Source organism: Nitrobacter sp., from assembly GCF_051535235.1.
Taxonomy (GTDB): Bacteria; Pseudomonadota; Alphaproteobacteria; order Rhizobiales; family Xanthobacteraceae; genus Nitrobacter.
Genome location: NZ_JBPPLZ010000003.1, coordinates 23,576 through 45,637 on the forward strand (window position 1 = coordinate 23,576; position 22,062 = coordinate 45,637).

Annotated in this window: 23 protein-coding genes; 13 read left to right on the forward strand and 10 right to left on the reverse strand. The window is 61.9% G+C overall.

The genetic code is table 11. The annotated features are described in order from the left end of the window. The gene (locus ACS3WA_RS04745; protein ID WP_438277419.1) at positions 1-777 is read right to left on the reverse strand and encodes a VOC family protein; all 777 of its coding nucleotides are present in this window, start codon (positions 775-777) and stop codon (positions 1-3) included. Between the two features lie 203 nt (positions 778-980). Between ACS3WA_RS04745 and ybaL the strand changes: the two genes are divergently transcribed. After that, the gene (gene ybaL / locus ACS3WA_RS04750) at positions 981-2,747 is read left to right on the forward strand and encodes a YbaL family putative K(+) efflux transporter (protein ID WP_438277420.1); all 1,767 of its coding nucleotides are present in this window, start codon (positions 981-983) and stop codon (positions 2,745-2,747) included. A 4-nt stretch (positions 2,748-2,751) separates the two neighbouring features. Here ybaL and ACS3WA_RS04755 read toward each other — a convergent pair whose 3' ends face one another. After that, positions 2,752-3,978, reverse strand: a complete 1,227-nt coding sequence (locus ACS3WA_RS04755; protein WP_438277421.1) for an NADP-dependent isocitrate dehydrogenase — start codon at positions 3,976-3,978, stop codon at positions 2,752-2,754. Positions 3,979-4,277: 299 nt separating this feature from the next. Between ACS3WA_RS04755 and ACS3WA_RS04760 the strand changes: the two genes are divergently transcribed. Then, the gene (locus ACS3WA_RS04760; RefSeq protein WP_438277422.1) at positions 4,278-5,480 is read left to right on the forward strand and encodes a TrmJ/YjtD family RNA methyltransferase; all 1,203 of its coding nucleotides are present in this window, start codon (positions 4,278-4,280) and stop codon (positions 5,478-5,480) included. Positions 5,481-5,595: 115 nt separating this feature from the next. Here ACS3WA_RS04760 and ACS3WA_RS04765 read toward each other — a convergent pair whose 3' ends face one another. After that, positions 5,596-6,522 carry a DUF4238 domain-containing protein gene (locus ACS3WA_RS04765; RefSeq protein ID WP_438277423.1) on the reverse strand — a complete coding sequence of 309 codons (927 nt, stop codon included), beginning with the start codon at positions 6,520-6,522 and terminating at the stop codon, positions 5,596-5,598. An 11-nt stretch (positions 6,523-6,533) separates the two neighbouring features. Continuing rightward, complete coding sequence (locus ACS3WA_RS04770; protein WP_438277424.1) at positions 6,534-7,214, reverse strand: hypothetical protein; 681 nt, start codon at positions 7,212-7,214, stop codon at positions 6,534-6,536. 236 nt (positions 7,215-7,450) lie between these two features. Between ACS3WA_RS04770 and cynS the strand changes: the two genes are divergently transcribed. After that, on the forward strand, positions 7,451-7,939 hold the full coding sequence (gene cynS, locus ACS3WA_RS04775; RefSeq protein ID WP_438277425.1) for a cyanase: 489 nt from the start codon (positions 7,451-7,453) through the stop codon (positions 7,937-7,939). 161 nt (positions 7,940-8,100) lie between these two features. Then, complete coding sequence (locus tag ACS3WA_RS04780) at positions 8,101-8,505, forward strand: hypothetical protein (protein ID WP_438277426.1); 405 nt, start codon at positions 8,101-8,103, stop codon at positions 8,503-8,505. Positions 8,506-8,523: 18 nt separating this feature from the next. On the opposite strand, the gene ACS3WA_RS04785 is transcribed toward ACS3WA_RS04780, so the two are convergent. Then, a complete protein-coding gene (locus tag ACS3WA_RS04785; protein ID WP_438277427.1) occupies positions 8,524-8,847 on the reverse strand; it encodes a DUF1476 domain-containing protein in 324 nt (107 codons plus the stop codon). A 320-nt stretch (positions 8,848-9,167) separates the two neighbouring features. Between ACS3WA_RS04785 and purC the strand changes: the two genes are divergently transcribed. The 7 genes from purC (at position 9,168) to ACS3WA_RS04820 (ending at position 15,324) form a co-directional block, all read left to right on the forward strand. Continuing rightward, positions 9,168-9,935, forward strand: a complete 768-nt coding sequence (gene purC / locus ACS3WA_RS04790; RefSeq protein WP_438277428.1) for a phosphoribosylaminoimidazolesuccinocarboxamide synthase — start codon at positions 9,168-9,170, stop codon at positions 9,933-9,935. A 111-nt stretch (positions 9,936-10,046) separates the two neighbouring features. Then, positions 10,047-10,289: a phosphoribosylformylglycinamidine synthase subunit PurS gene (purS, locus tag ACS3WA_RS04795; protein ID WP_292611714.1), complete on the forward strand. Its 243-nt coding sequence runs from the start codon at positions 10,047-10,049 to the stop codon at positions 10,287-10,289. Between the two features lie 12 nt (positions 10,290-10,301). Next, complete coding sequence (purQ, locus tag ACS3WA_RS04800) at positions 10,302-11,003, forward strand: phosphoribosylformylglycinamidine synthase subunit PurQ (protein ID WP_438277429.1); 702 nt, start codon at positions 10,302-10,304, stop codon at positions 11,001-11,003. Then, the gene (locus ACS3WA_RS04805) at positions 11,000-11,482 is read left to right on the forward strand and encodes a hypothetical protein (protein WP_438277430.1); all 483 of its coding nucleotides are present in this window, start codon (positions 11,000-11,002) and stop codon (positions 11,480-11,482) included. The genes purQ and ACS3WA_RS04805 overlap by 4 nt, the downstream gene beginning before the upstream one ends. Next, complete coding sequence (gene purL, locus ACS3WA_RS04810; protein ID WP_438277431.1) at positions 11,479-13,689, forward strand: phosphoribosylformylglycinamidine synthase subunit PurL; 2,211 nt, start codon at positions 11,479-11,481, stop codon at positions 13,687-13,689. Before ACS3WA_RS04805 ends, purL begins: the two co-directional genes overlap by 4 nt. 186 nt (positions 13,690-13,875) lie before the next feature. Beyond that, entirely contained in the window at positions 13,876-14,109 is a 234-nt protein-coding gene (locus tag ACS3WA_RS04815) for a BolA family protein (RefSeq protein WP_292611719.1), read from the forward strand. A gap of 27 nt (positions 14,110-14,136) precedes the next feature. Then, positions 14,137-15,324 (forward strand): low temperature requirement protein A, encoded by a 1,188-nt coding sequence (locus tag ACS3WA_RS04820; protein ID WP_438277432.1) that lies wholly within the window; start codon positions 14,137-14,139, stop codon positions 15,322-15,324. Positions 15,325-15,340: 16 nt separating this feature from the next. On the opposite strand, the gene egtD is transcribed toward ACS3WA_RS04820, so the two are convergent. Together egtD and egtB are read right to left on the reverse strand one after the other, a co-directional pair. Further along, positions 15,341-16,303: an L-histidine N(alpha)-methyltransferase gene (egtD, locus tag ACS3WA_RS04825; RefSeq protein WP_438277433.1), complete on the reverse strand. Its 963-nt coding sequence runs from the start codon at positions 16,301-16,303 to the stop codon at positions 15,341-15,343. Between the two features lie 45 nt (positions 16,304-16,348). Then, positions 16,349-17,605, reverse strand: coding sequence for an ergothioneine biosynthesis protein EgtB (gene egtB, locus ACS3WA_RS04830; RefSeq protein ID WP_438277434.1), 1,257 nt, complete (start codon positions 17,603-17,605; stop codon positions 16,349-16,351). A gap of 264 nt (positions 17,606-17,869) precedes the next feature. Here egtB and grxD point away from each other — a divergent pair, with 264 nt between their 5' ends. Both grxD and ACS3WA_RS04840 read left to right on the forward strand, forming a co-directional pair. Next, a complete protein-coding gene (grxD, locus tag ACS3WA_RS04835) occupies positions 17,870-18,208 on the forward strand; it encodes a Grx4 family monothiol glutaredoxin (RefSeq protein ID WP_292611732.1) in 339 nt (112 codons plus the stop codon). A 342-nt stretch (positions 18,209-18,550) separates the two neighbouring features. Continuing rightward, entirely contained in the window at positions 18,551-18,817 is a 267-nt protein-coding gene (locus tag ACS3WA_RS04840) for a PepSY domain-containing protein (protein WP_438277435.1), read from the forward strand. Positions 18,818-19,005: 188 nt separating this feature from the next. On the opposite strand, the gene rpsD is transcribed toward ACS3WA_RS04840, so the two are convergent. The 3 genes from rpsD to ACS3WA_RS04855 form a co-directional block, all read right to left on the reverse strand. Further along, complete coding sequence (gene rpsD, locus ACS3WA_RS04845) at positions 19,006-19,623, reverse strand: 30S ribosomal protein S4 (RefSeq protein ID WP_438277436.1); 618 nt, start codon at positions 19,621-19,623, stop codon at positions 19,006-19,008. Positions 19,624-20,048: 425 nt separating this feature from the next. Next, entirely contained in the window at positions 20,049-20,846 is a 798-nt protein-coding gene (gene murI / locus ACS3WA_RS04850) for a glutamate racemase (RefSeq protein WP_438277437.1), read from the reverse strand. 115 nt (positions 20,847-20,961) lie between these two features. Next, complete coding sequence (locus ACS3WA_RS04855; protein WP_438277438.1) at positions 20,962-22,026, reverse strand: HD-GYP domain-containing protein; 1,065 nt, start codon at positions 22,024-22,026, stop codon at positions 20,962-20,964. Positions 22,027-22,062 lie beyond the last annotated feature (36 nt).

The following is a 22,062-nucleotide window of genomic DNA, read 5'->3' on the forward strand; positions in this document are numbered from 1 at the left end:
TTATTTCTTCGGTGCGACCAGCGCGAACATCGCGCCTTGCGGATCGGTGCACTGCACGATCCACATGTCGCCCGGCACTTCCATCGGTCCATTGATGATCTTGCCGCCGCCCGATTTTACGCGTTCGGTGCCGGCGTCGATCGCGTCGATGCTGAAATAATAGAGCCAGAACGGTATCGGCATTTTGGCGGGCTTGTTGAACATGCCACCGATCGGTTGCTCGCCGGCGGTGAAAAGCTGGTATTTGCCCATTGGCCCGATGTCGATTGCGTCGGCCCTTTGCCAGCCGAACAACGTGGCGTAAAACGCAAAGGCTTTTTCCCAATCGGCGGCCATCAATTCATGCCAGCCCGCATGGCCGGGCGCACCGAACGCAGGAGCTTGCTGCGGCGTCGCGCCCTTGAACAGCGCAAGCACCGCACCTTGCGGGTCTGCGACGATGGCGAAGCGGCCGGTATTGGGAATGTCACACGGCGGCACATGGACCGCGCCACCGTGCTTCTTGAACTGGTCGGAGCTGGCATCGACATCATCGACCGCGACGTAGCCGGTCCAGCACGGTGGTACGCCGCGATTGCGTGCATCCTCGGTCAGCGCCATCAGGCCCGCGGCATGGACCTCGCCAACCTTGAACAGAGTGTAGGTCATGCCGGTCGCGGCTGTGTCCTCGGCCTGCCATCCGACGACCTTGGTGTAAAATGCCTTGGCGGCTTCGACGTCGCTGGTCATCAATTCGTACCAGACGAAACGACCGACGGAACTGGAGGAACTGGACATGGCGCACCTTTCTCTCCGGGTGGCCGATGATGTCCGCAGCAAGATGTCAGCACCGTGACATTGTGCGATGGAATTTCATAAGGCAATTCGCGCCACTCGCCCGTCGGAGCTTCAACGGACGAACATGCTTTAGTTGGGCCGGTGCGGCGATGGGTAGCCGATAACCGTGTGGCATCCTGCTCGCATATGCAACAATATGCCCCATGCAACACAACACGCCCCTGATCTCCACCGTCGTGATCGGCCTCGTGCTGGCGTTCGTCTTCGGCGCGCTGGTGCAGCGCGCGCGCGTATCGCCGCTGGTCGGCTATCTGCTGGCGGGCGTCCTGATGGGGCCGTTCACGCCGGGCTTCGTCGCCGACCAGAACATCGCCAATGAACTCGCCGAGATCGGCATCATCCTGCTGATGTTCGGCGTCGGGCTGCACTTCTCGCTGAAGGATCTGTGGTCGGTTCGCGCGATCGCCTTGCCCGGCGCGGTGGTGCAGATCACGGCGGCGACGGTGATGGGCTGGGGGCTGGGCTGGGTGCTCGGATGGAGCACCGGCAAGGGCATCATGTTCGGTATCGCCCTCTCCACCGCGTCCACCGTGGTGCTGCTGCGCGCGATGCAGGAGCGGCGGCTGATCGACACCGAGCGTGGACGCATTGCGGTCGGCTGGCTGATCGTCGAGGATATCGCTTGCGTGTTGACGCTGGTGATGCTGCCGCCGCTCGCCGGGTTGATGAACGGCGAGACCGGAGCCAACGTGGCGATATCGACGCTGGCCTGGCCGATGGCGTTGACGCTCGGAAAGGTCGCCGCTTTCGTGGCGTTGATGCTGGTGGTCGGCCGCCGCGTGATCCCGTGGATCCTGCACTACGTTGCGCATACCGGCTCGCGCGAACTGTTCAGGCTTGCGGTCTTCGCCATCTCGCTCGGCGTGGCGTTCGGCGCGGCGACGCTGTTCGACGTATCGTTTGCGCTCGGCGCATTCTTCGCCGGCATGATCCTCAGCGAGTCCGAACTCAGCCAGCGCGCCGCCAGCGAAACGCTGCCGCTGCGCGATGCGTTCGCGGTGCTGTTCTTCGTTTCGGTCGGGATGCTGTTCGATCCGCTGATCATTATGAAGGAGCCGCTGCCGCTGCTGGCGACGCTGTTCATCATCCTGTTCGGCAAGTCGCTGGCGGCCTATGCGATCGTGCGCGTGTTCGGTTATTCCAACTCGACGGCGCTGACGATCTCCGCCAGCCTGGCGCAGATCGGCGAATTCTCGTTCATTCTGGTCAGCCTCGGCGTCAGCCTGTCGCTGATGACCGAGCGCGGGCGCGATCTGGTGCTGGCAGGCGCCATCATCACGATCATGCTCAATCCGTTGTGGTTCGCGGTGCTCGATCGCGTGATGGCGCGTGTCGAGAAAAAGAATGGCGAAAAACCTTCGAATGATTCAGAGGAGGAATCACCGCAGGTGCCGCTGCCGGTGTCGGCATTGACCGGTCATGTCGTGCTGGTGGGACATGGTCGCGTCGGCAGCGTCGTCAGCCGCGCGCTGCGCGAGGCGGGGACGCCGCTTCTCGTGATCGAGGACAATCCCGGCACCGTCGAGCGGCTCAAGCAGGAAGGCGTGGAAGTCATAACCGGCAACGCTGCAGCCCCCGGCATGCTGCAGGCGGCCAATGTCGGCGCTGCGCGAGGTCTCCTGGTCGCGATCCCCGACGGCTTCGAGGGCGGCCAGATCGTCGCCAAGGCGCGCGCCATCAGCGAAGGCCTGCCGATCATCGCGCGGGCGCATTCCGAAGAGGAGGTCGCTCATCTGAAGTTTCACGGCGCGACATCGGTCATCATGGGCGAAACCGAAATCGCCCGCGCGATGCTGGCGCAGACCGCCGATGCTGTGATCCTGCCGGAGAGCCGCCCCGCCGCCGGTGCGGCTGCGCCTCCCGACAGCAATCCGAACTCGGCAGAGGGGAGCGCGCCGTCGGCGGCTTGAACGTTTAATTCTGGTCCGATCCAGCCATCGCCTTGGTCAGATTGTCCGCCACCTTGTCGAGGAAGCCGGTGGTGGACAGCCAGCGCTGGTCGGCGCCGACGAGAAGCGCAAGATCCTTGGTCATGAAGCCGGCCTCGACGGTGTCGACGCAGACTTTCTCCAGCGTGGCCGCGAAATGCGCCAGCGCCTCGTTGTCGTCGAGCTTGGCGCGATGGGACAGGCCGCGGGTCCAGGCGAAAATGGAGGCGATCGAGTTGGTCGACGTCTCCTTGCCCTTCTGGTGTTCGCGGTAGTGTCGCGTCACGGTGCCGTGGGCGGCTTCCGCCTCGACCGTCTGGCCGTCCGGGGTCAGCAGCACCGAGGTCATCAGCCCGAGCGAACCATAGCCCTGCGCCACCGTGTCCGACTGCACGTCGCCGTCGTAATTCTTGCAGGCCCAGACATAGCCGCCGGACCATTTCAGCGCCGAGGCCACCATGTCGTCGATCAGGCGGTGCTCATAGGTCAGCTTGCGGGCCTCGAACTGCGTCTTGAACTCGCGGTCGTAGATGTCCTGGAAGATGTCCTTGAAGCGGCCGTCATAGACCTTGAGGATGGTGTTCTTGGTCGAGAGATAGACGGGGTAGCCGCGCAGCAGACCGTAGTTCAGCGAGGCGCGCGCAAAATCGACGATGGAATCGTCGAGATTATACATTTCCATCGCGACGCCCGGGCCGGGCGCCTTGAACACTTCGCGCTCGATCACCGTGCCGTCCTCGCCGACGAACTTCATGCTCAGCGTGCCCTTGCCCGGGAACCTGATGTCGGTGGCGCGATACTGGTCGCCGTAGGCGTGGCGGCCGATGATGATCGGCTTGGTCCAGCCCGGGACGAGACGAGGCACGTTCTTGCAGATGATCGGCTCGCGGAAGATCACGCCGCCCAGGATGTTGCGGATGGTGCCGTTCGGCGACTTCCACATGTGCTTGAGGCCGAATTCCTTCACCCGGGCCTCGTCGGGGGTGATGGTGGCGCACTTCACGCCGACGCCCACCTTCTTGATGGCGTTGGCGGCGTCGATCGTGATCTGGTCGTCGGTCTTGTCGCGAGATTCCATCCCCAGGTCGAAGTACATCAGGTCGATATCCAGGAACGGATAGATCAACTTCTCTTTGATGTATTTCCAGATGATCCGGGTCATCTCGTCGCCGTCGAGATCGACGACCGGATTGGTCACCTTGATTTTTGCCATTTGGAGATCGGGCCGCTTCGGGAGAGGAAACCTGCAAGTGTCCGGCTATAGCATCGGGACGGCGCAGGCGAAAGCCGAATGGACGGCATTACCGCACTGATTTTCCAGACGTTCTGACGTTTCCCCCAACGAGCCCGGCTGAAACTTGGCCATATACATTCATCTTCCCCTGCAAGTTCAACTCCATTCCACTAAGTGCGTTATTTGACTTGAGAAAAATCTGGAAAGGCGCAATCGAAGACGCGGCGAGCGACGCCGTTGAACCAGAATCTCAAGCGTAAGGTGAAAGACGAGGCGAGATGTCGGGCACCGACAGAACGAAAACCGGCATCGCCGAGACCGGCTTCACCGTTATTCTGGTCGAGCCGCAGCTCGGCGAGAACATCGGCATGGCGGCGCGCGCCATGGGCAATTTCGGCCTGACGCGGCTGCGCATCGTCAACCCGCGCGACGGCTGGCCGAATGTCGCGGCGCAGCGCGCGGCGGCGGGCGCCGATCACATCATCGGCAAGGTGGAGCTGTTCGACACGGTCGCCGACGCCGTGGCCGATTGCACGCTGCTGTTCGCGACCACCGCGCGCGCCCACGATCAGGCCAAGCCGGTCGTCGCGCCGGAGGCGGCCGCTACCGAGGCCAGTGCGCAGATCGCGGCCGGCGGCCATGTCGGCATCCTGTTCGGGCGCGAGCGCGCCGGGCTTCTGAACGAGGAAGTGGCGATGGCCGACCGCATCATCACCTATCCCGTCAATCCGGGCTTCGCCTCGCTCAACCTCGCGCAGGCCGTGCTGCTGATGGGCTACGAATGGTTCAAGCTGGTGACGCGAGGCGAGTTGCCGTTCGCGATGCCGGAACGTTCGGAGCGGGCCTCGCAACATCAGATGCAGGCGTTCTTCGACAATCTTGTCGCCGAACTCGACACGGTGGAATTCCTCCGCCCGCCGGAAAAGCGCGACACCATGCTGGTGAACCTGCGCAACATTTTCACCCGCATGGAGCCGACCAAGCAGGACATGCACACGCTCCATGGAGTCGTCATGGCGATCGCGGAAGGGCGCAAGGGCCCGGCCAAGGGCGGCGTGCTCGACGGCGCGCAGGCCACGCGGCTGCGGGCGCTGCTGGCCGAGCAGGGGCCGGGGGGAGCATCCGCGGACAGCAGCAGCACGGTGCGTGGACTGGCGCGGCTGCTCAGACGAAATCCCACCGACGCCGAGCGAATCCTGTGGCAAGCGCTGACGCGCGACCGCCGCTTCGCCGGCCAGTTCAAGCGGCAGACCCCGGTCGGTCGTCACATTCCGGATTTCGTGTCGTTTACGCAGCGCATCGCGATCGAACTGGTGAACGCGAACGAGAGCGAGACCATCGCGAAGGATCGCGCTACGCGGGGAGCGTGGCTCGCCGAGCGCGGCTATCGCGTGGTGGATATCGAGGCGGTGGCGGTGGAGGCCGATCTGGCGGGGGTGCTCGATGATTTGGCGGGGAGGATGGGGAAGGGGGAGGTGTGAACCCGCTGTATCCGGCAAAATTCCTACCGTACAAATATTGCCGTGCGTCGATACAGCTATCTACACCTAATCCGCGTCGCGCTTTAGACTTCACACGTTTGTCGAACCGTAGAGTTCAAATCGTTTTCATGTTTACAAACAACTTTAATGCGCATGCATCCCTTGCGAACACCTGACTGTGGCTGTTCTCAGCGATCTTGCGGTTCAACTCTACAGCCCATTCCTTGTTAAAGCTGTCATTCGTGACCATCGCATGCCTTCCGGCATCGCTGAGCAGGAGAGCCTTTGTAGGGGAGAGTGGATAGTACAATGAAAGCTCGGTTGCCGGACGGTCAGCCACTGCAAGCAAGTTGATGATAGGCTGGTCACCAGTGATGAAGGCAATTTCCGTAGGGTTGTCTAGTATTACCGGCGAAATCTTCTTTCTATCTAAATACAGCGATCGTCCAATATTTTCGGCGTACTGAAGCGCCAGTAGCGGCAAAATGCGCTCGATGCTGAACGGCGCTTCTTCGAAACTCTTGATCCACGATTCTCTGATCCGCTTGGTGCGCATGTACTGAGTGGCCAAGAAATAATACAAAGGTATTACCGTTTCATCGTTCGAGAACACGCTGAGATCACCGGAAAGAAGCTTGCCGAGAATGGGTCCAAATTCGCTCTCGATGCCAGCGTAGTAGTCTTCTAAAACGTTTGTTTTGTAGGTTTTGAGGAACTCTTGCAGAACGGGGTACAGCGTCGGATTGTTTTCGACTTGCTTTACTCGTTCGGCCATTTCGATTGGAGCCATCACCATACTGAGGAAACGTTCATGCGATTTCTTCTGGTAGGCGTCGCCTTTTTCGATCAATAACTTTCGGTACAGAGCCAGATCGCTCTCTGTCAGATCGTCCAGTCGATAGAAATAACTTTCGACTGCAAGATTGTGAGGCGCATTCGGGAAAACTTCCCCGTCTCGGAAGCAATAGAGTCTTCCGTCGATGCACCAACTCTCTAGATATCGCCTCCAAACGTGGTGCTGACGGCGTTTTTCAGTGAGCATATACAGAACCCCTACTTCATTCGTCCCCTCGGCCTCAACGCCGGGTGATCCGCCTCCACCGGCAGGTTGGCGTCGATCACGAGGTCCAGTGCCTCCTGCGGGGCGCGGTCGATGTCGACGCCGCCGCGGCGCATTTCCTTCAGCGCGGCGCGGATCGCCTCCTGCTCGTTGAGAACCTCTCGGCCGGTGCGCGAGGGGCCGATGACAGGCCAGTGACGATTTCGGGTCCTGGCCTCCAGCCGCGCCATCTTCAACGCCTCCATCGCCTGCATCAGCTTGTCGATGTCGGTGTCCGGTTTCTCCTCCAGTTCGCGCACCATCCGCTCGGCGATCGCAACCAGCCGTCCTGTCAACGCGGCCGTCTTTTGCCGTGGGCCGGCCCGCCAGAGCGGCACGTCATAGGAATGGCGCGCCGCGAACGCCGGGCGCGTCCAGCCATGATTGCGCTTCCAGAGCGTTATCGTCGAATGGTTGACGCCGGTTCGGGCCTGTATCTGCGCAAAGGTCAGCGTGGTCGTCTCCACAAGGTGCCGCACGGCACGGACGCTGGAATCCGGATGCGGCCGCCTTGTGCCCTTTGGCCGGTCGCTTGCCTGAACGGCGGGCGGACCCGCAACGGTCGAGCCCTCGGCGGGTTCGTCCGGCTTGACGCGGAAGCGGGCGAGGACGGGAGGTATGTGCGGTGGGGTCATGTACGGAATATAATCCTATTTTACGGCGACGGCAAGGGGGTTGAGGCTAGCGCTTCGCGTATGCCTCGCGCGTAGCTGCGCCGGTTATGGCAGTGCCCGCTCAAGCGGCATTCGCTGCGCAAATTCTGGTCAATCGCTCGCCGTCCGCGCTGATTTTCTCAGGTCAGTCGCTGTCTTGTCCATGGCACGTGCATTGCACGGCCCTTGTCCCAGACGTTTTCAGACGGGAGGACATGATGAAGCGTTCCGACCTCACCGAAAAGATTCTCGACATCAAGCGCGAGAAGGAATGGAGCTGGAAGTACATCGCCGGCGAGATCGGCGGGTTTTCGGAAATCCTGATCGTCAGCGCGTTGCTCGGCCACATGAAACTGACCAGGCCGCAGGCGGCGGCGGCCGGAAAGCTGTTCGGCCTTTCCAAGACGGAAATCGCGATGCTCAACGAGGTGCCGACGCGAGGGCAGGGCACGCCGATGCCGCCGACCGATCCGTTGATCTATCGGTTGTACGAACTGGTCATGATCAACGGACCGGCGCTGAAAGCGCTGATTGAGGAAGAATTCGGCGACGGCATCATGTCGGCGATCGACTTCGACCTGGAGATCGCGCGCGTCGCCCATCCCAAGGGCGATCGCGTCAGGATCGGCATGAGCGGCAAGTTCCTGCCGTTCAAGTATTACGGCGCGACCGGGAATAATCTCGAATACGGCTTCAAGGAGGAGTGATAGCGCCGGTCGTTGTCGTGCCGGACGGATCAGTGTGGTGCAGGCGCCTTCGGTTAACATGCCCTGAATATAAGGCTGGTTTTTCCGCCGTTCGGATTGTTCAAACGACAAGGTCCGATTGTTATTCCCGCGGATGGAACGTCGCACGCGAGGAAAGCCATATGACACGCTGTAGTCTGCTTGCCGTTGTTGCCGGCACGTTGCTGGTGGGGACGGCCGCCGCCGCGCAATCACCGGTGCTCGACAAACTCGCGCGGCGGAGCGCCGATGTGGTCGAATTGCAGCATCGTCAGGATGGCTTTGTGCGTGTCCAGAGCACGGTGAGCTTTTTTGTGCCCGGTCCGTCCGGCGAGAGTAGCGAGGCTGAAAAGTTGCGGGAAAAAGCCCGGCAGTCGATTTATGCGACCGCGGCGCGGGAATGCGATCTGCTGAAAGCGACCTTGGCGAGCGACTGCCGGCTGGAATCGGTCAACAGCAACGTCAACTCCAGCCGTCAGTACGGTTCGGCCCAACAGGAGGGTTTCACGATCAACGGAACGATGACGTTCCGGATAACGCTGAAATAGCGCAAAAATCCCGCGCCTCTACGTCCCCGCCTTCACTTGCGCGATGGCCTCGGCCATCAGGGCGTCCATCTGGACGCGGAGCTGTTGTTCGGTGAGCGCGACGCCCTTGGCGGAAAGATCGCGCATCACCTTGTGAACGACGTCGTTGTCACCCGGCTGCTCGAAGTCGGCGGCGATGACCTCCCTGGCATAGGCACCGGCGGCATCGCCGGAGATGCCCAGCTTTTCCGCGACCCACAATCCCAGCAATCTGTTGCGGCGCGCCTCGGCCTTGAATTTCTGCTCCTCGTCGAGGGCGAATTTCTTCTCAAAACCTTCTTCACGTTTGTCGAATGTGGTCATGGCCAGGTTCCGGTTCCGTTGCCGATGAAGAAGCCGTGAGCGGCCACGTTGCCGCAGCCGGTTCAACAACCTAGATAAGGATTGGCCGATCCGGGAACAACGGACGCAAGGTCGCAGGGGAGCGGGGTAAAACTTCCCGGTAAAGGCCTGAATTGATTGTGCCGGGTGGCCCGATCGGCTAGGTTGCGGACAGGCTCGGTTCTTGTTCTGTTTCCTGTTCTAATCCAAGATCCTGGCCTTCGCGGCAGCTCCGCCACGGGTCACATCGAACGCTCGGAGCACCCAGTTTCATGGATTTCAACAACACACGGTACATCCCAATGAGCCGTCGGCGTCGCATTTACGAAGGCAAGGCCAAGGTGCTTTACGAAGGACCGGAGCCGGGCACACTGATCCAGCATTTCAAGGACGACGCGACCGCGTTCAATGCCAAGAAACATCAGGTGATCGAAGGCAAAGGCGTCCTCAACAACCGGATTTCGGAATACCTGTTCCAGCACCTCAACGACATCGGGGTGCCGACCCATTTCATCCGCCGTCTCAACATGCGCGAGCAGTTGATCCGCGAGGTCGAGATCGTGCCGCTCGAGGTCGTGATCCGCAACGTTGCGGCGGGGTCGCTGTCGCAGCGGCTGGGCATCGAGGAAGGCACCCAGCTACCGCGCTCCATCATCGAGTTCTACTACAAGAACGACCAGCTCAACGATCCCATGGTCTCCGAGGAGCACGTCACGGCGTTCGGCTGGGCGACGCCGCAGGAGATCGACGACATCATGGCGCTGGCGATCCGCGTCAACGATTTCCTCACCGGGCTGTTTCTCGGCATCGGCATCCGCCTGGTCGATTTCAAGATGGAATGTGGCCGGCTGTTCGAGAACGAGATGATGCGGATCGTCGTCGCCGATGAAATTTCGCCCGACTCGTGCCGGCTGTGGGACATCAAGTCGAACGAGAAGCTCGACAAGGACCGCTTCCGCCGCGATCTCGGCGGGCTGGTGGAAGCCTACACCGAAGTTGCGAAGCGGCTCGGCATCCTGATGGAAAACGAACGGCCCGTCGGCGCCGGCCCGGTGCTGGTGAAGGGTTGATTCCGATCGGTTATTCCGGGGCGGCGCGGAGCGTCGAGCCCGGAATCCAGGAAGTGGGGCCAGATTCCGGATCGATCCGCCGTGCGGATCGTCCGGAATGACGAGGGTGGGATGAAAGCGCGCGTCACCGTTACTTTGAAAACCGGCATTCTCGATCCGCAGGGCAAGGCGATCGAGGGCGCGCTGAAGTCGCTCGGCGTCGACGGCATCGCCAGCGTGCGCCAGGGCAAGGTGTTCGACATCGAACTCGCTGGCGCGGACAAGGCCAAGGCGGAAGCCGTGTTGAAGGCCGCCGCCGACAAGCTGCTGGCAAATACCGTGATAGAGAATTATCGCGTCGAGGTTCTCGGCTAGGCGACGCACGACATGAAGCCCGCAGTTCTCGTCTTTCCCGGCATCAATCGCGAGCGCGACATGGCGCGCGCATTGCGGCTCGTGTCCGGGCGGGAACCCGCCATGGTCTGGCACGCGGAAACCTCGCTGCCTGAAGGCACCGATCTCGTCGTGGTGCCCGGCGGGTTTTCCTATGGCGACTATCTTCGCTGTGGCGCCATCGCCGCGCGCGCCCCGGTCATGGACGCGGTGCGCGCCTTTGCTTCTCAAGGCGGTCTCGTGCTTGGCGTCTGCAACGGTTTTCAAATTCTCTGCGAATCCGGCCTGCTGCCGGGCATCCTGATGCGCAATGCGCGGCTGAAGTTCATCTGCCATGACGTGCATCTGCGGGTCGAGCGGTCCGATACTCCGTTCACGCGCGGCTACAATGCCGGGCAGGTGATCCGCGTGCCGGTCGCCCACGGCGAGGGCAATTACGCTGCCGATGAAGAGACCGTCCGCCGCCTCGAAGGCGAAGGCCGCGTTCTCTATCGTTATTGCTCGCCGTCGGGCGAGGTCGGCGACACCCACAACATCAACGGCGCGGCGCAGTCGATCGCCGGCATCGTCAACGAGCGCGGCAACGTGCTCGGCATGATGCCGCATCCGGAAAACCATGTCGAAGACGTCATGGGCTGCACCGACGGCCGCGGGCTGTTCGCAGGTCTCGTCGCGCATCTGGAGCGGGCGGCGTGAGCGATCCAGAGCGAGTGGGTCTTCTTTTGAAGGAAGCCAAACGAATCGCTTGTGAGTATTATTTTCTGACCAAGAAGCCTCTTGGCGTCACTGGAGAAGTTGCTGAGTACGAAGCCGCCAAATGGCTTGAGCTGAATCTAGAGACTGCGAGAACCCCATACTACGATGCCTCGAAGGAAATCGGAGGTCGCTGTGTTCGATATCAGATAAAGGGCCGGGCGGTTGATCGAGCTAATCCTCGTCGAGGCCGTGTTGGAAGTATAAGGTTGTCCGGCGACTTTGATTCAGTTCTCCTCGTCCTCCTCGATAAAGAAACGCTAGATGCGATTGAAATTTGGGAGGCGAGCAAGCAAAGCATTCAGGATCGAATAGCGGGCTTAACAGGGGCTGCGCCTACGCAACGTAATGCGATATCGATCAGTCAATTCGTCTCGCAAGCTACAATAGGCGCGACAAAAGTTTGGGCTCAAGCTCAATGATCCCCAACGAACCCCCGATCACTCCCGAACTCGTCGCTTCGCACGGCCTCAAGCCGGACGAATACGAGCGCATCCTCAAGCTGCTCGGCCGGACGCCGACCTTCACCGAACTCGGCATCTTCTCGGCGATGTGGAACGAGCATTGCTCGTACAAGTCCTCGCGCATCCATCTGCGCGGGCTGCCGACCAAAGCGCCGTGGGTGATCCAGGGGCCGGGCGAGAACGCCGGCGTCATCGACATCGGCGACGGGCAGGCGGTGGTCTTCAAGATGGAGAGCCACAACCACCCGAGCTACATCGAGCCCTATCAGGGCGCGACCACCGGCGTCGGCGGCATCCTGCGCGACGTTTTCACCATGGGCGCGCGCCCGATCGCCTGCCTCAACGCGCTGAGCTTCGGCGATCCGTCGCATCCGAAAACGCGGCATCTGGTATCGGGCGTGGTCGCGGGCGTCGGCGGCTACGGTAACTCGTTTGGGGTGCCGACCGTCGGCGGACAGGTGCGCTTCCACACCCGTTACGACGGCAACATCCTCGTCAACGCCATGGCGGTCGGCCTCGCCGACGCCGACAAGATTTTCTATGCTGCGGCATCCGGCGTGAACATGCCGATCGTTTATCTCGGTTCCAAGACCGGCCGCGACGGCATCCACGGTGCGACCATGGCGTCGGCCGAATTCGACGACGACAGCGAGGAGAAGCGTCCGACCGTGCAGGTCGGCGATCCCTTCGCCGAAAAGCTGCTGCTGGAGGCCTGTCTCGAAATCATGGCGAAGGGCTGCGTCGTCGCGATCCAGGACATGGGCGCGGCGGGGCTGACCTGTTCGGCGGTCGAAATGGGCGCCAAGGGCGACCTCGGCGTCGATCTCGATCTCGACAGCGTGCCGACGCGCGAGCAGGGCATGAGCGCCTACGAGATGATGCTCTCGGAATCGCAAGAGCGCATGCTCATGGTGCTGAAGCCCGAGAAGGAGAAGGAAGCGGAGGCGATCTTCCGGAAATGGGGCCTCGATTTCGCCATCGTTGGCCATACCACGCCGAGCAAGCGTTTCGTTGTGAAGCATGGCGGCGACGTGATGGCCGACCTGCCGATCAAGGAACTGGAATCGGAAGCGCCTTTGTATGATCGGCCGCATGTGCCGTCACCGCAACTGCCCGTCGTTCATGCCCGCGATGTCGCAGCCCCGATGCCGATGGCCGACGCGCTGGAGAAACTGATCGCGACGCCGGAACTCTGCTCGAAGCGCTGGGTGTGGGAGCAATACGATCACGTGATCGGCGGCAACACCGTGCAGCGTCCGGGCGGTGACGCGGCGGTGGTGCGCGTGCAGGACGGGCCGAAGGGGCTTGCGCTCACGGTCGACGTGACCCCGCGCTACTGCGAGGCCGATCCTTATCAAGGCGGCAAGCAGGCGGTCGCGGAAGCATGGCGCAACATCACCGCCGTCGGCGGCCGCCCGCTGGCGATCACCGACAACCTGAACTTCGGCAATCCGGAACGGCCCGAGAATATGGGCCAGTTCGTCGGTTGCCTGAAGGGCATTTCGGAAGCGTGCACCGCGCTGGAGTTCCCGGTCGTGTCCGGCAACGTCTCCCTTTATAATGAGACGAACGGCCGCGGCATCCTGCCGACGCCCTCGATCGGCGGCGTCGGCCTGCTCGACGATTTCACCAAGTCCGCTTCGCTCGCCTTCAAGGCCAAGGGACATCCGATCCTGCTGATCGGCGACACCCAGGGCTGGCTCGGCCAGTCAGTGTATTTGCGCGACGTCTGCGGCCGCGAGGAGGGCGCACCCCCGCCGGTCGACCTCGCCGCGGAAAAGCGCAATGGCGACGTGGTGCGCGGCATGATCCATGCGGGCACCGCCACCGCCGTGCATGATGTCTCCGACGGCGGACTCCTGGTGGCGCTGGCTGAAATGGCGATGGCGAGCGGCATCGGCGCCGTTCTCGATGCCGCGCCGGAAGCAATCGTGCCGCATGCCTGGTGGTTCGGTGAGGATCAGGCGCGCTACATCGTCACCGTGCACGAAAAGGATCTGCTGAGCGTATTCACCAAGCTCCGGGCGGTCGGGGTGCCCTGCGTCCAGATCGGCCTGACCGGCGGGCGCGAGATCGCCATCGCCGGAGAGCGTGCTGTCGCGGTCAAGGCCTTGCAGCACGGCTTTGAAAGCTGGCTGCCGGACTATATGGCCGGAAAAGGGTGACCGCAGTTCACAGCACGCAGCGCGTGCCGCAAGCCGGCGCTCCCCCGCGCGGGTTACCTTCGCTCTTGCGATTGGCAAAGTTCGTGCGAGTATGGGATCGAGCTGCGTGACGTGACGAGATAGCCATATTAAGTTGAACTGCCGTCGCGGAGATTCCGAGATGTGGCGGATTTGGGAGACACTCTGATGCCGATGGAAGCGCGGGAAATCGAGTCGATGATCAAGGAGGCGATTCCGGACGCCCAGGTGACGATCCAGGACCTCGCCGGTGACGGCAACCATTACTCGGCCACCGTGATCTCGGAGTCGTTCCGCGGCAAGTCCCGCGTGCAGCAGCATCAGATCGTCTATCAGTCGCTGAAGGGCCAGATGGGCGGCGTGCTCCACGCACTGGCGTTGCAGACCGGCGTTCCGGAGTAGTCCCGCCGCGCCGTCGCAGAGGGGCTGATGCCGCGCGCCAACGACGATGGCAGGCTCTTGCGGGAGCGCAGCCCTGACCAGCACAACCGCGTAACCTACGTCGAACTGTTCTTCGACCTGGTGTTCGTCTTCGCGATCACGCAAATCTCCCACACGCTGCTCGCGCACTTCACGCCGCTCGGCGTGCTGCAAGTCAGTATGCTGATGCTGGCGGTATGGTGGGTCTGGGTCTTTACCTCGTGGACCACCAACTGGCTCGACCCCGACCGCGCGCCGGTGCGGATCATGCTGTTTGGCCTGATGCTCGCCGGCCTCTTGCTGTCGACCTCCATTCCGAAGGCTTTCGACAACCGCGGCCTGATATTCGCAGTCGCCTATTCCGCGATGCAGGTCGGGCGTACGCTGTTCTTCCTGTGGTCGGTGCCGACGACGGCGGTCGGCCAGCGTAACAACTTCATCCGCATCCTGATCTGGCTTGTCGCGAGTGCGGTGTTCTGGATCGCGGGCGGGCTGGCCGATGGCAATGTTCGCATCGCCCTATGGCTGGTCGCGCTCGCGATCGAATATGCCGGCCCGGCGATGCGGTTTCACACGCCACGCCTTGGCGCCTCGACCACGCAGGACTGGGAAGTCGAGGGCGGCCACATGGCCGAACGCTGCGCGCTGTTCATCATCATCGCGCTCGGCGAATCCATCGTCGTCACCGGCGCGACCTTCGCCGAGGCGGTATGGACGGTGACCACTGTTTGCGCCTTTGTGGTGGCGCTCGTCGGCAGCATCGCGATGTGGTGGGTCTACTTCCATCTCGGAGCCGAAGCCGGATCGGAACATATTTTGCAATCGTCGGATTCGGGGCGGCTGGCGCGGCTGGCCTACACCTATCTGCACCTGCCGGTCGTAGCCGGCATCGTGGTGTCCGCCGTCGGCGACGAGTTGCTGCTGGCGCATCCGGGCGGCCATGTCGGGGCCAAGGAAACGCTCAGCATCGTTGGCGGCCCGCTGCTCTATCTGATCGGAACGATCCTGTTCAAGCACGCGATCCGCGGCATCTACCAACTCTCCCATCTCGTCGGAATCGTCCTGCTTGTCGTGCTGATCCCATTCGCGTCCCGGTTCACGCCGCTGTCGCTTGCGGCAATCGCGGCGGCGGTCCTGATGATCGTGGCGGCGTGGGAAGCGATCTCGCTGGGATCCGATTCGCATCGGGATGCGTAAGAGGCGATGCCTGAGTTCAGCATACCAGCGCGTGAACCGAAAACATTCCGTCGGGATCGGTCCATGATGCGATCGGCCTCCAGCCCGAGCCCTTCGCCAGCGCGGTGAAGCGATCGATGCTGTATTTGTAGCTGCTTTCGGTGTGAATGCTCTCGCCGGTGCGGAACGGAATGCTGCGGCCCTGCAAACGGACGGTCTGTGGCCTCTTGCTGATGAGGTGCATTTCGATCCGGTAGCGTTCGCGATTGTAGATCGCGCGATGGGTGAATGCGGACAGGTCGAAATTGCCGCCGAGTTCGCGGTTGATGCGAGCCAGCATGTTCAGATTGAAGCGCGCGGTGACGCCGGCGGCATCGTTATAGGCGTCGTACAGCACCCGTTCGTTCTTCTCGAGGTCGACGCCGATCAGCATATGCGCCCCTTCGCCAAGAATCCTGCAGGCTCCGCGCAGAAAGCGGCTGGCTTCGTGGGGCTCGAAGTTGCCGAGCGTCGAGCCGGGGAAGAAGCCCACCTTCGGCATCGCCTTGACCTGATCGGGCAGAGCGAACGGCGCGGTGAAATCCGCGGTCACCGGATAGATTTGCAGATGCGGAAAGTCCTTTCGCAGTCCTCGCGCCTGCGCGTTGAGAAAGTCTCCCGATATGTCCACCGGCACATAGGCGGCGAATTCGCATGCCTCCAGCAGCAGCCGCGCCTTGGTGGCGGCGCCGGCGCCGAACTCCACCAGTGCGGCATGCTTCGGAAGGATCGCAGCGATTTCCGCTGCACGCTCGCGCAGAATGCCAAGCTCGGTGCGGGTCGGATAGTATTCCGGCAGCCGCGTGATCTGCTCGAACAGTTCGGAGCCGGCGGCATCGTAAAAATACTTCGGCGGAATCTGCTTCGGATGTTGCGTCAGTCCTGCGATGGCGTCGCTCGCGAATGCCGGTGTCGTCTGGTCGGGAAGTGTCCCGGCCGAAGCGGCAGCGTGCAGATTCATGACAGCCTCCCTGGCGCGTCGCGACGCATTTCGGGTTGACGATGATCAGGTGTCGTAATCCGCGAGGCGCAGACCGGTGAATTGCCAGCGGTGGTGCGGATAGAAGAAGTTCCGGTAGGTGACGCGGCTGTGCTCCCTGGGCGTCGCCAGCGACGAGCCGCGCAGCACGAACTGGTTGACCATGAACTTTCCGTTGTATTCGCCAAGCGTGCTCCGGTCCGCGCGATATCCGGGATAGGGCGCGTATGGACTTCGCGTCCATTGCCATACCGTGCCGAACGCGTCTTCGAGTTGACCCGCGCGTGCGGCGACCTCCCATTCCATCTCGGTCGGCAGATGCTTGCCGCTCCAGCGCGCGAATGCATCGGCCTCATAGTAACTGACGTGGCAGACCGGCGCGTCGGGATCGACCGGCCGCAAGCCGGCAAGCGTCATGGCTTGCCAGCCGTCGCCGGTCTTGTGCCAGTAGCCCGGCGCGTCCCACTCCTCCTCGGTGGCTGCGGCGAAACCGTCCATCAGCCACAAGGTCGCGGTGCGATAGCCGCCGTCGTCCATGAAGGCGAGCCAGTCGGCGTTTGTGACGAGATTGCGCGCGAGCTTCACCGGCCCCACGAGGGCGCGGTGCGCAGGTTTCTCATTGTCGAAATGAAAGCCGTTGCCGTGATGCCCGACAGTATGGATGCCCTCATTCAGCGTGATCCATCCGCCGGCACCCGCGACAGGCGTCGGGAAGCGCCACGACACATCGTAAGCCGGCGATGTCGGATTTTGCGCGAAGGCGTGCAGAATATCTGTCAGCAACAATTCCTGATGCTGCTGTTCATGATTGAGGCCGCCTTCGACCAGCGGCACGAGCTGAGTCAGCATTTTGTCGCTCGTGTCGTGTAAGAACTTGACGACCGCGGCATCGACGTGCCGGCGATAGGCGGTGATCTCCTCGGCACCAGGCCGCGTGATATGGCCGCGCTGGGCGCGGGCATATCTCGGGCCGGCGCTGACGTAATAGGAATTGAACAGGAAGGCATAATCGGGATGGAACGGCACGTAGCCGGGACTGTGCTGGCCGAGCAGAAATTGTTCCCAGAACCAGGTGGTATGGGCGCGGTGCCATTTCGCCGGGCTGGCGTCCGGCATCGACTGCACCATCTGGTCTTCCGGCGACAGCGGCTCCGCACGCCGCTCCGTTTCGCCCCGAACGGCGAGAAAGGCTTCCGTCAGCCGGCTGGCCAGCGTTCCTGGACTGGAAAATAGCGGCAGGTTAGAAATGGCCGTCACGGCTGCGGCAGACGCTGGTTTCGTCACGGACATCTCCGGTTTCGAAGAGAACGTTGCTCCGGAGGATGGGTTCCGCAGAAGGACCATCCTATATGAGGCGCGCGCCGGAGCGAAGGACGCAGGCCGCTTTCGATTTGCCACAATGGGAGAAAATGCCCGGACCGCGCATGGCAGCTCCCCGGCAATTTACTTTATTACACAACGGTTTCGGGTTATAGCTATGCCAACTGGAGGGTCGCTCGCGGCCCTCTGAACGTGCGGCTATATGCTTACGGCTATAAGGATGTGATGATGGGCATTAAGGAATTCATCGAGAACGAACTGAAGTCGAACGACGTCGTGCTGTTCATGAAGGGCACGCCGCAATTTCCACAGTGCGGTTTTTCGGGGCAGGTGGTTCAGATTCTGGACCACGTTGGCGTCGGCTACAAGGGCCTGAACGTGCTCGAATCTCCGGACCTTCGCGACGGCATCAAGACCTATTCGAGCTGGCCGACGATTCCGCAGCTATACGTCAAGGGTGAGTTCGTCGGCGGCTGCGACATCGTCCGCGAGATGTTCCAGGCCGGCGAATTGCAGAAGCTGTTCTCCGACAAGGGCATCACCTTCAACGCACCGGCGTCGGCCTGACGACTGAGCCTGACACGCTTCTGGTTCTTGCGCTCGGGATTATCGCTGCGAACGTCGTGGCGTTTGATCGTGGCGCTGGATCATAGCTCCGGGTATTGACGCGTCATCCGGGCAGCGATGGGGTCTGATCGGCGGTGATGGCGCGTCCCTCGCCGCGATGAGGTGCCGCGACTGCCCGCGGAGCGGGGCGGCAGCGTGCAGAACGCCTGTATCGCTCACCTGTGATCTGTGTCGCTCACCTATGATCGCTCGTGGAGCTGAGGCGTGACGTCGCAGCATGAGGAACCCTGACGACGAACGGCTGTTCTCGTGCAAGCCAATTCGTTGCAGGGAGATCATGGGATGAAAACACGATATGTCGCCATCGCGACCGCGGCGGCCATCATGGCGGCTGCCGGTCTCGCCCATGCCGACCAGCCGGGGGCCGATTGGATGCCCGCTGATCAGGTCATCCAGAAGCTGACGGCCAAGGGATACACCAACTTCGGCAAGGTCGAGGCCGACGACGGCCATTGGGAACTCGAGGCCGATCTCAAGGGCATCCGTTACGATCTTCATGTCGATCCGAAGAGCGGTGAGATCACCAAGAGCGAACGGGACGACGACTAGCGCCTTTCTGATGGAATCAGAAGCGGGCTCTGGATTTTGATTGGACGTGTTTTCTTCATGCGAACCGGTTTCCATCCTCGGGTCAAACCCGAGGACATGCTTCGCTCGAAAACGCTCTAGTCCGCATCTCCATATGACAATAAAAAAGCCCCGGATATCCGGGGCTTTTTTTCAAACCGTGGCAGAGATCAGCGCGAATAGAACTCGACGATCAGATGCGGCTCCATCTGCACCGCGAACGGCACATCCGTAAGGTGCGGGATACGGACGAACTTCGCGACCTGCTTGTTGTGGTCGGCATCGATGAAGTCAGGCACGTCGCGTTCGCCGAGCTGGTTGGCTTCCAGCACCAGCGCGAGCTGCTTCGAGGCATCCTTGATCTCGATGGTGTCGCCGACCTTGAGCTTGTAGCTCGGGATGTTGACGCGGCGGCCGTTGACCTTGACGTGGCCGTGATTGACGAACTGGCGCGCGGCGAACATGGTCGGCACGAATTTCGCGCGATAGACCACGGTGTCGAGGCGGCGCTCGAGCAGGCCGATCAGGTTCTCGCCGGAGTCGCCCTTCATGCGGGTCGCCTCGACGTAGATCGCATAGAACTGGCGTTCGGAAATGTTGGCGTAGTAGCCCTTGAGCTTCTGCTTGGCGCGGAGCTGGGTGCCGAAGTCGGAGAGCTTGCCCTTGCGGCGCTGGCCATGCTGGCCGGGGCCGTATTCGCGCTTGTTGACGGGGCTCTTCGGGCGGCCCCAGATGTTCTGGCCCATACGGCGATCGATCTTGTACTTCGCCTCACTGCGCTTAGTCATCGCGTCCTCTTTCAAAGTTTATGGTTTGAGGAAACGCGCCCTCCTGTGCAGATGATCTGCGCATGATGAAAACCGGAAGACCGCTTTTCGGGATCATGTCAGACCCGCTGCCGACAGGCCCGGTCCACAAGCTTGATGGACAGGACCACGGGTCGCGAAACGCAACGCGGGCCGAAGCCGGCCCGCGCGCAGGGGTTTTCTACGGATAAACCGTTATCCTGTCAAACCAAGCAGAACCGATTTCAAGCCGAAAATGCCTGTTTTGGTCCGTTTTCGGGACGATCGCGAACGAACCAGGAGGACCAGTGGTTTTCGGTGGGAGAACCTGCTGTTAGCCGGCTCGGCGGCTTGCTGTGTGATCTTCATCACAGCGAAACCGTTTCCCCGTCGGCATAGTAGGCACACGGAAAAACCGAAAGCGATACTCAGGCCGGAACGCGGCCGCCGAAGAACGGCGCCAGCGCGTCGGTCAGCGCGTGAGAGCGGCCTGAGGTAAAGATCAATTCGGGCGGCAACTCGCAACCGCCGTCGTCGTCCGGCCCGAGCAGATCGACGACGCGCCGGGCGATCGCCGGCGCCGGGTCGATCCAGGCCACCGGCCAGGGCGCAAGCCTGATCAGCCGATCCAGCAGCAGCGGGTAGTGCGTGCACGCGAGCACGACGGCGTCCGTGCGCAACTCTCCGCCGCCGTCGGCCGCAACGAAACAGGGCATGATCTCGCTCAGAATATCGGCGTCGCTGACCGTCTTGCCGCGCAGGGCGTCCTCCGCGAGCGAGGCGAGGTTCGACGCGCCGACCAGCGTCACGGTGCAGGCCTGCGCATGATTGCGGATCAAGGCCTGGGTGTATTCGCGCTGCGCGGTCGCTCGCGTGCCGAGCACCGAGACGCGCTTGGTCCTGGATGCCGCGCAGGCCGGCTTGATCGCAGGAACCGTACCGACGAACGGCACGGAATAGGCGGCGCGCAACGGTCCCAGCACCGAGACCGACATCGTATTGCAGGCGATCACCGCGATGTCGGGGGCGTGGGCGGCGATCAGTTCGCCGACCAGCGGCACCACGCGGGCGATGATCTCGTCTTCGCTGTGATGACCGTAGGGAAAGAAGGCGTCGTCGGCGACATACACATAGCGCGCGCCGGGCAGCGCCTTGACGATCTCCCGCAGCACGGTGAGACCGCCGAGGCCGGAATCCAGGACGAGAATGGTTGGGGTGTGTGCCACGCGAAAAATTCGGGACGGTCGAGTCGCCGTCGAGTTTTGACCGATTGTATCGATTTGTCCATTGCGGACCGGCCTGCTGGCGATACTTTCGGGCAGCGAGCCAGCGGCTGTCCGACTATCGCGATCGGACTGACGGTTTCGTGCCGTTGAGTGCGACACCCTGAAACGCCTTTACCAGAGCGCCTTCCAGCTTGCCGTCCATGCCGCAGAGGATCTTGTAGGCATCGACCCGCGACATCGCCGGCCGATAGGGCCTGAGTTCGATCAGCGCCGCGAAAATGTCCGAGATTGTCAAAAGCCGCACGAGGTCGCTGATGTCGGACCCTGCAAGGCCGTCCGGATAGCCGGAGCCATCGAGATACTCGTGGTGGTGCCTGACGCCGTCGAGCGCCTCGCTGCTGATCCTGGGTATGTCTTTCAGCAGGTCGTATCCGATCACGGGGTGGCACCGCATGATCTCTTCCTCGGCCGGCGTCAGTTCTCCCCGCTTGTCGAGAACGGCGAGTGGAATCCGCGCCTTGCCGATATCATGAAGCGTCGCCGAGAGCCCGAGCCGCTTCACGTCCGCTTCGCAAAAGCCAAGGTCGAGGGCGAAGCCCACCGCTATTCCCGTCACCAGCAGACAATGTTGAAACGTGCCTTCATGGTGACGGCGAATTTCATCGAGCCACCGGTTGAAACCGTTTCGCGCGATATTCGTGATGATCTGCGAGGTGGCATATTCGGCGTCTGCCAAGTTGACCGGGTTGCCTTCCTGCGCTGTCGAGAACATCGACGCAAAGGCCGTTGCGCTGTTCTGCGTCTCCGGCGAGGCGCTATCGGCATTGTTGTGCTCCGCCTTTTCGTCATTTGCGAACTGGATCAGCTTCGAAATGATTTCGCGCGGGCGGGACACCACGGTCGTGGCGCCGAGCGCGTAGGCTTGTGCGATCATGACCTGAAGATGGGCGGGAACGACGAACATCTTTTCAGGGTTCGTCCGCTTGACTCGCAGGACGCGTTTGATCCGTTCGACGCAGTCCTGCTTGCGCAGGTCGGCATCGACCATCAGCATGCCGCTGGCGCCGGCCTGCGCGTTGTCGCTTTGCAGCACTTGCGGCACGACGTGGAATTGCGGCTCCAGCATCGCGCGGATCGCCGGTATCTTCCCAGGTTCGTCAGTGACATAATTCACGAGCATGACGATGTTCTGGCTCTGACGGCGCGGACAGCACCG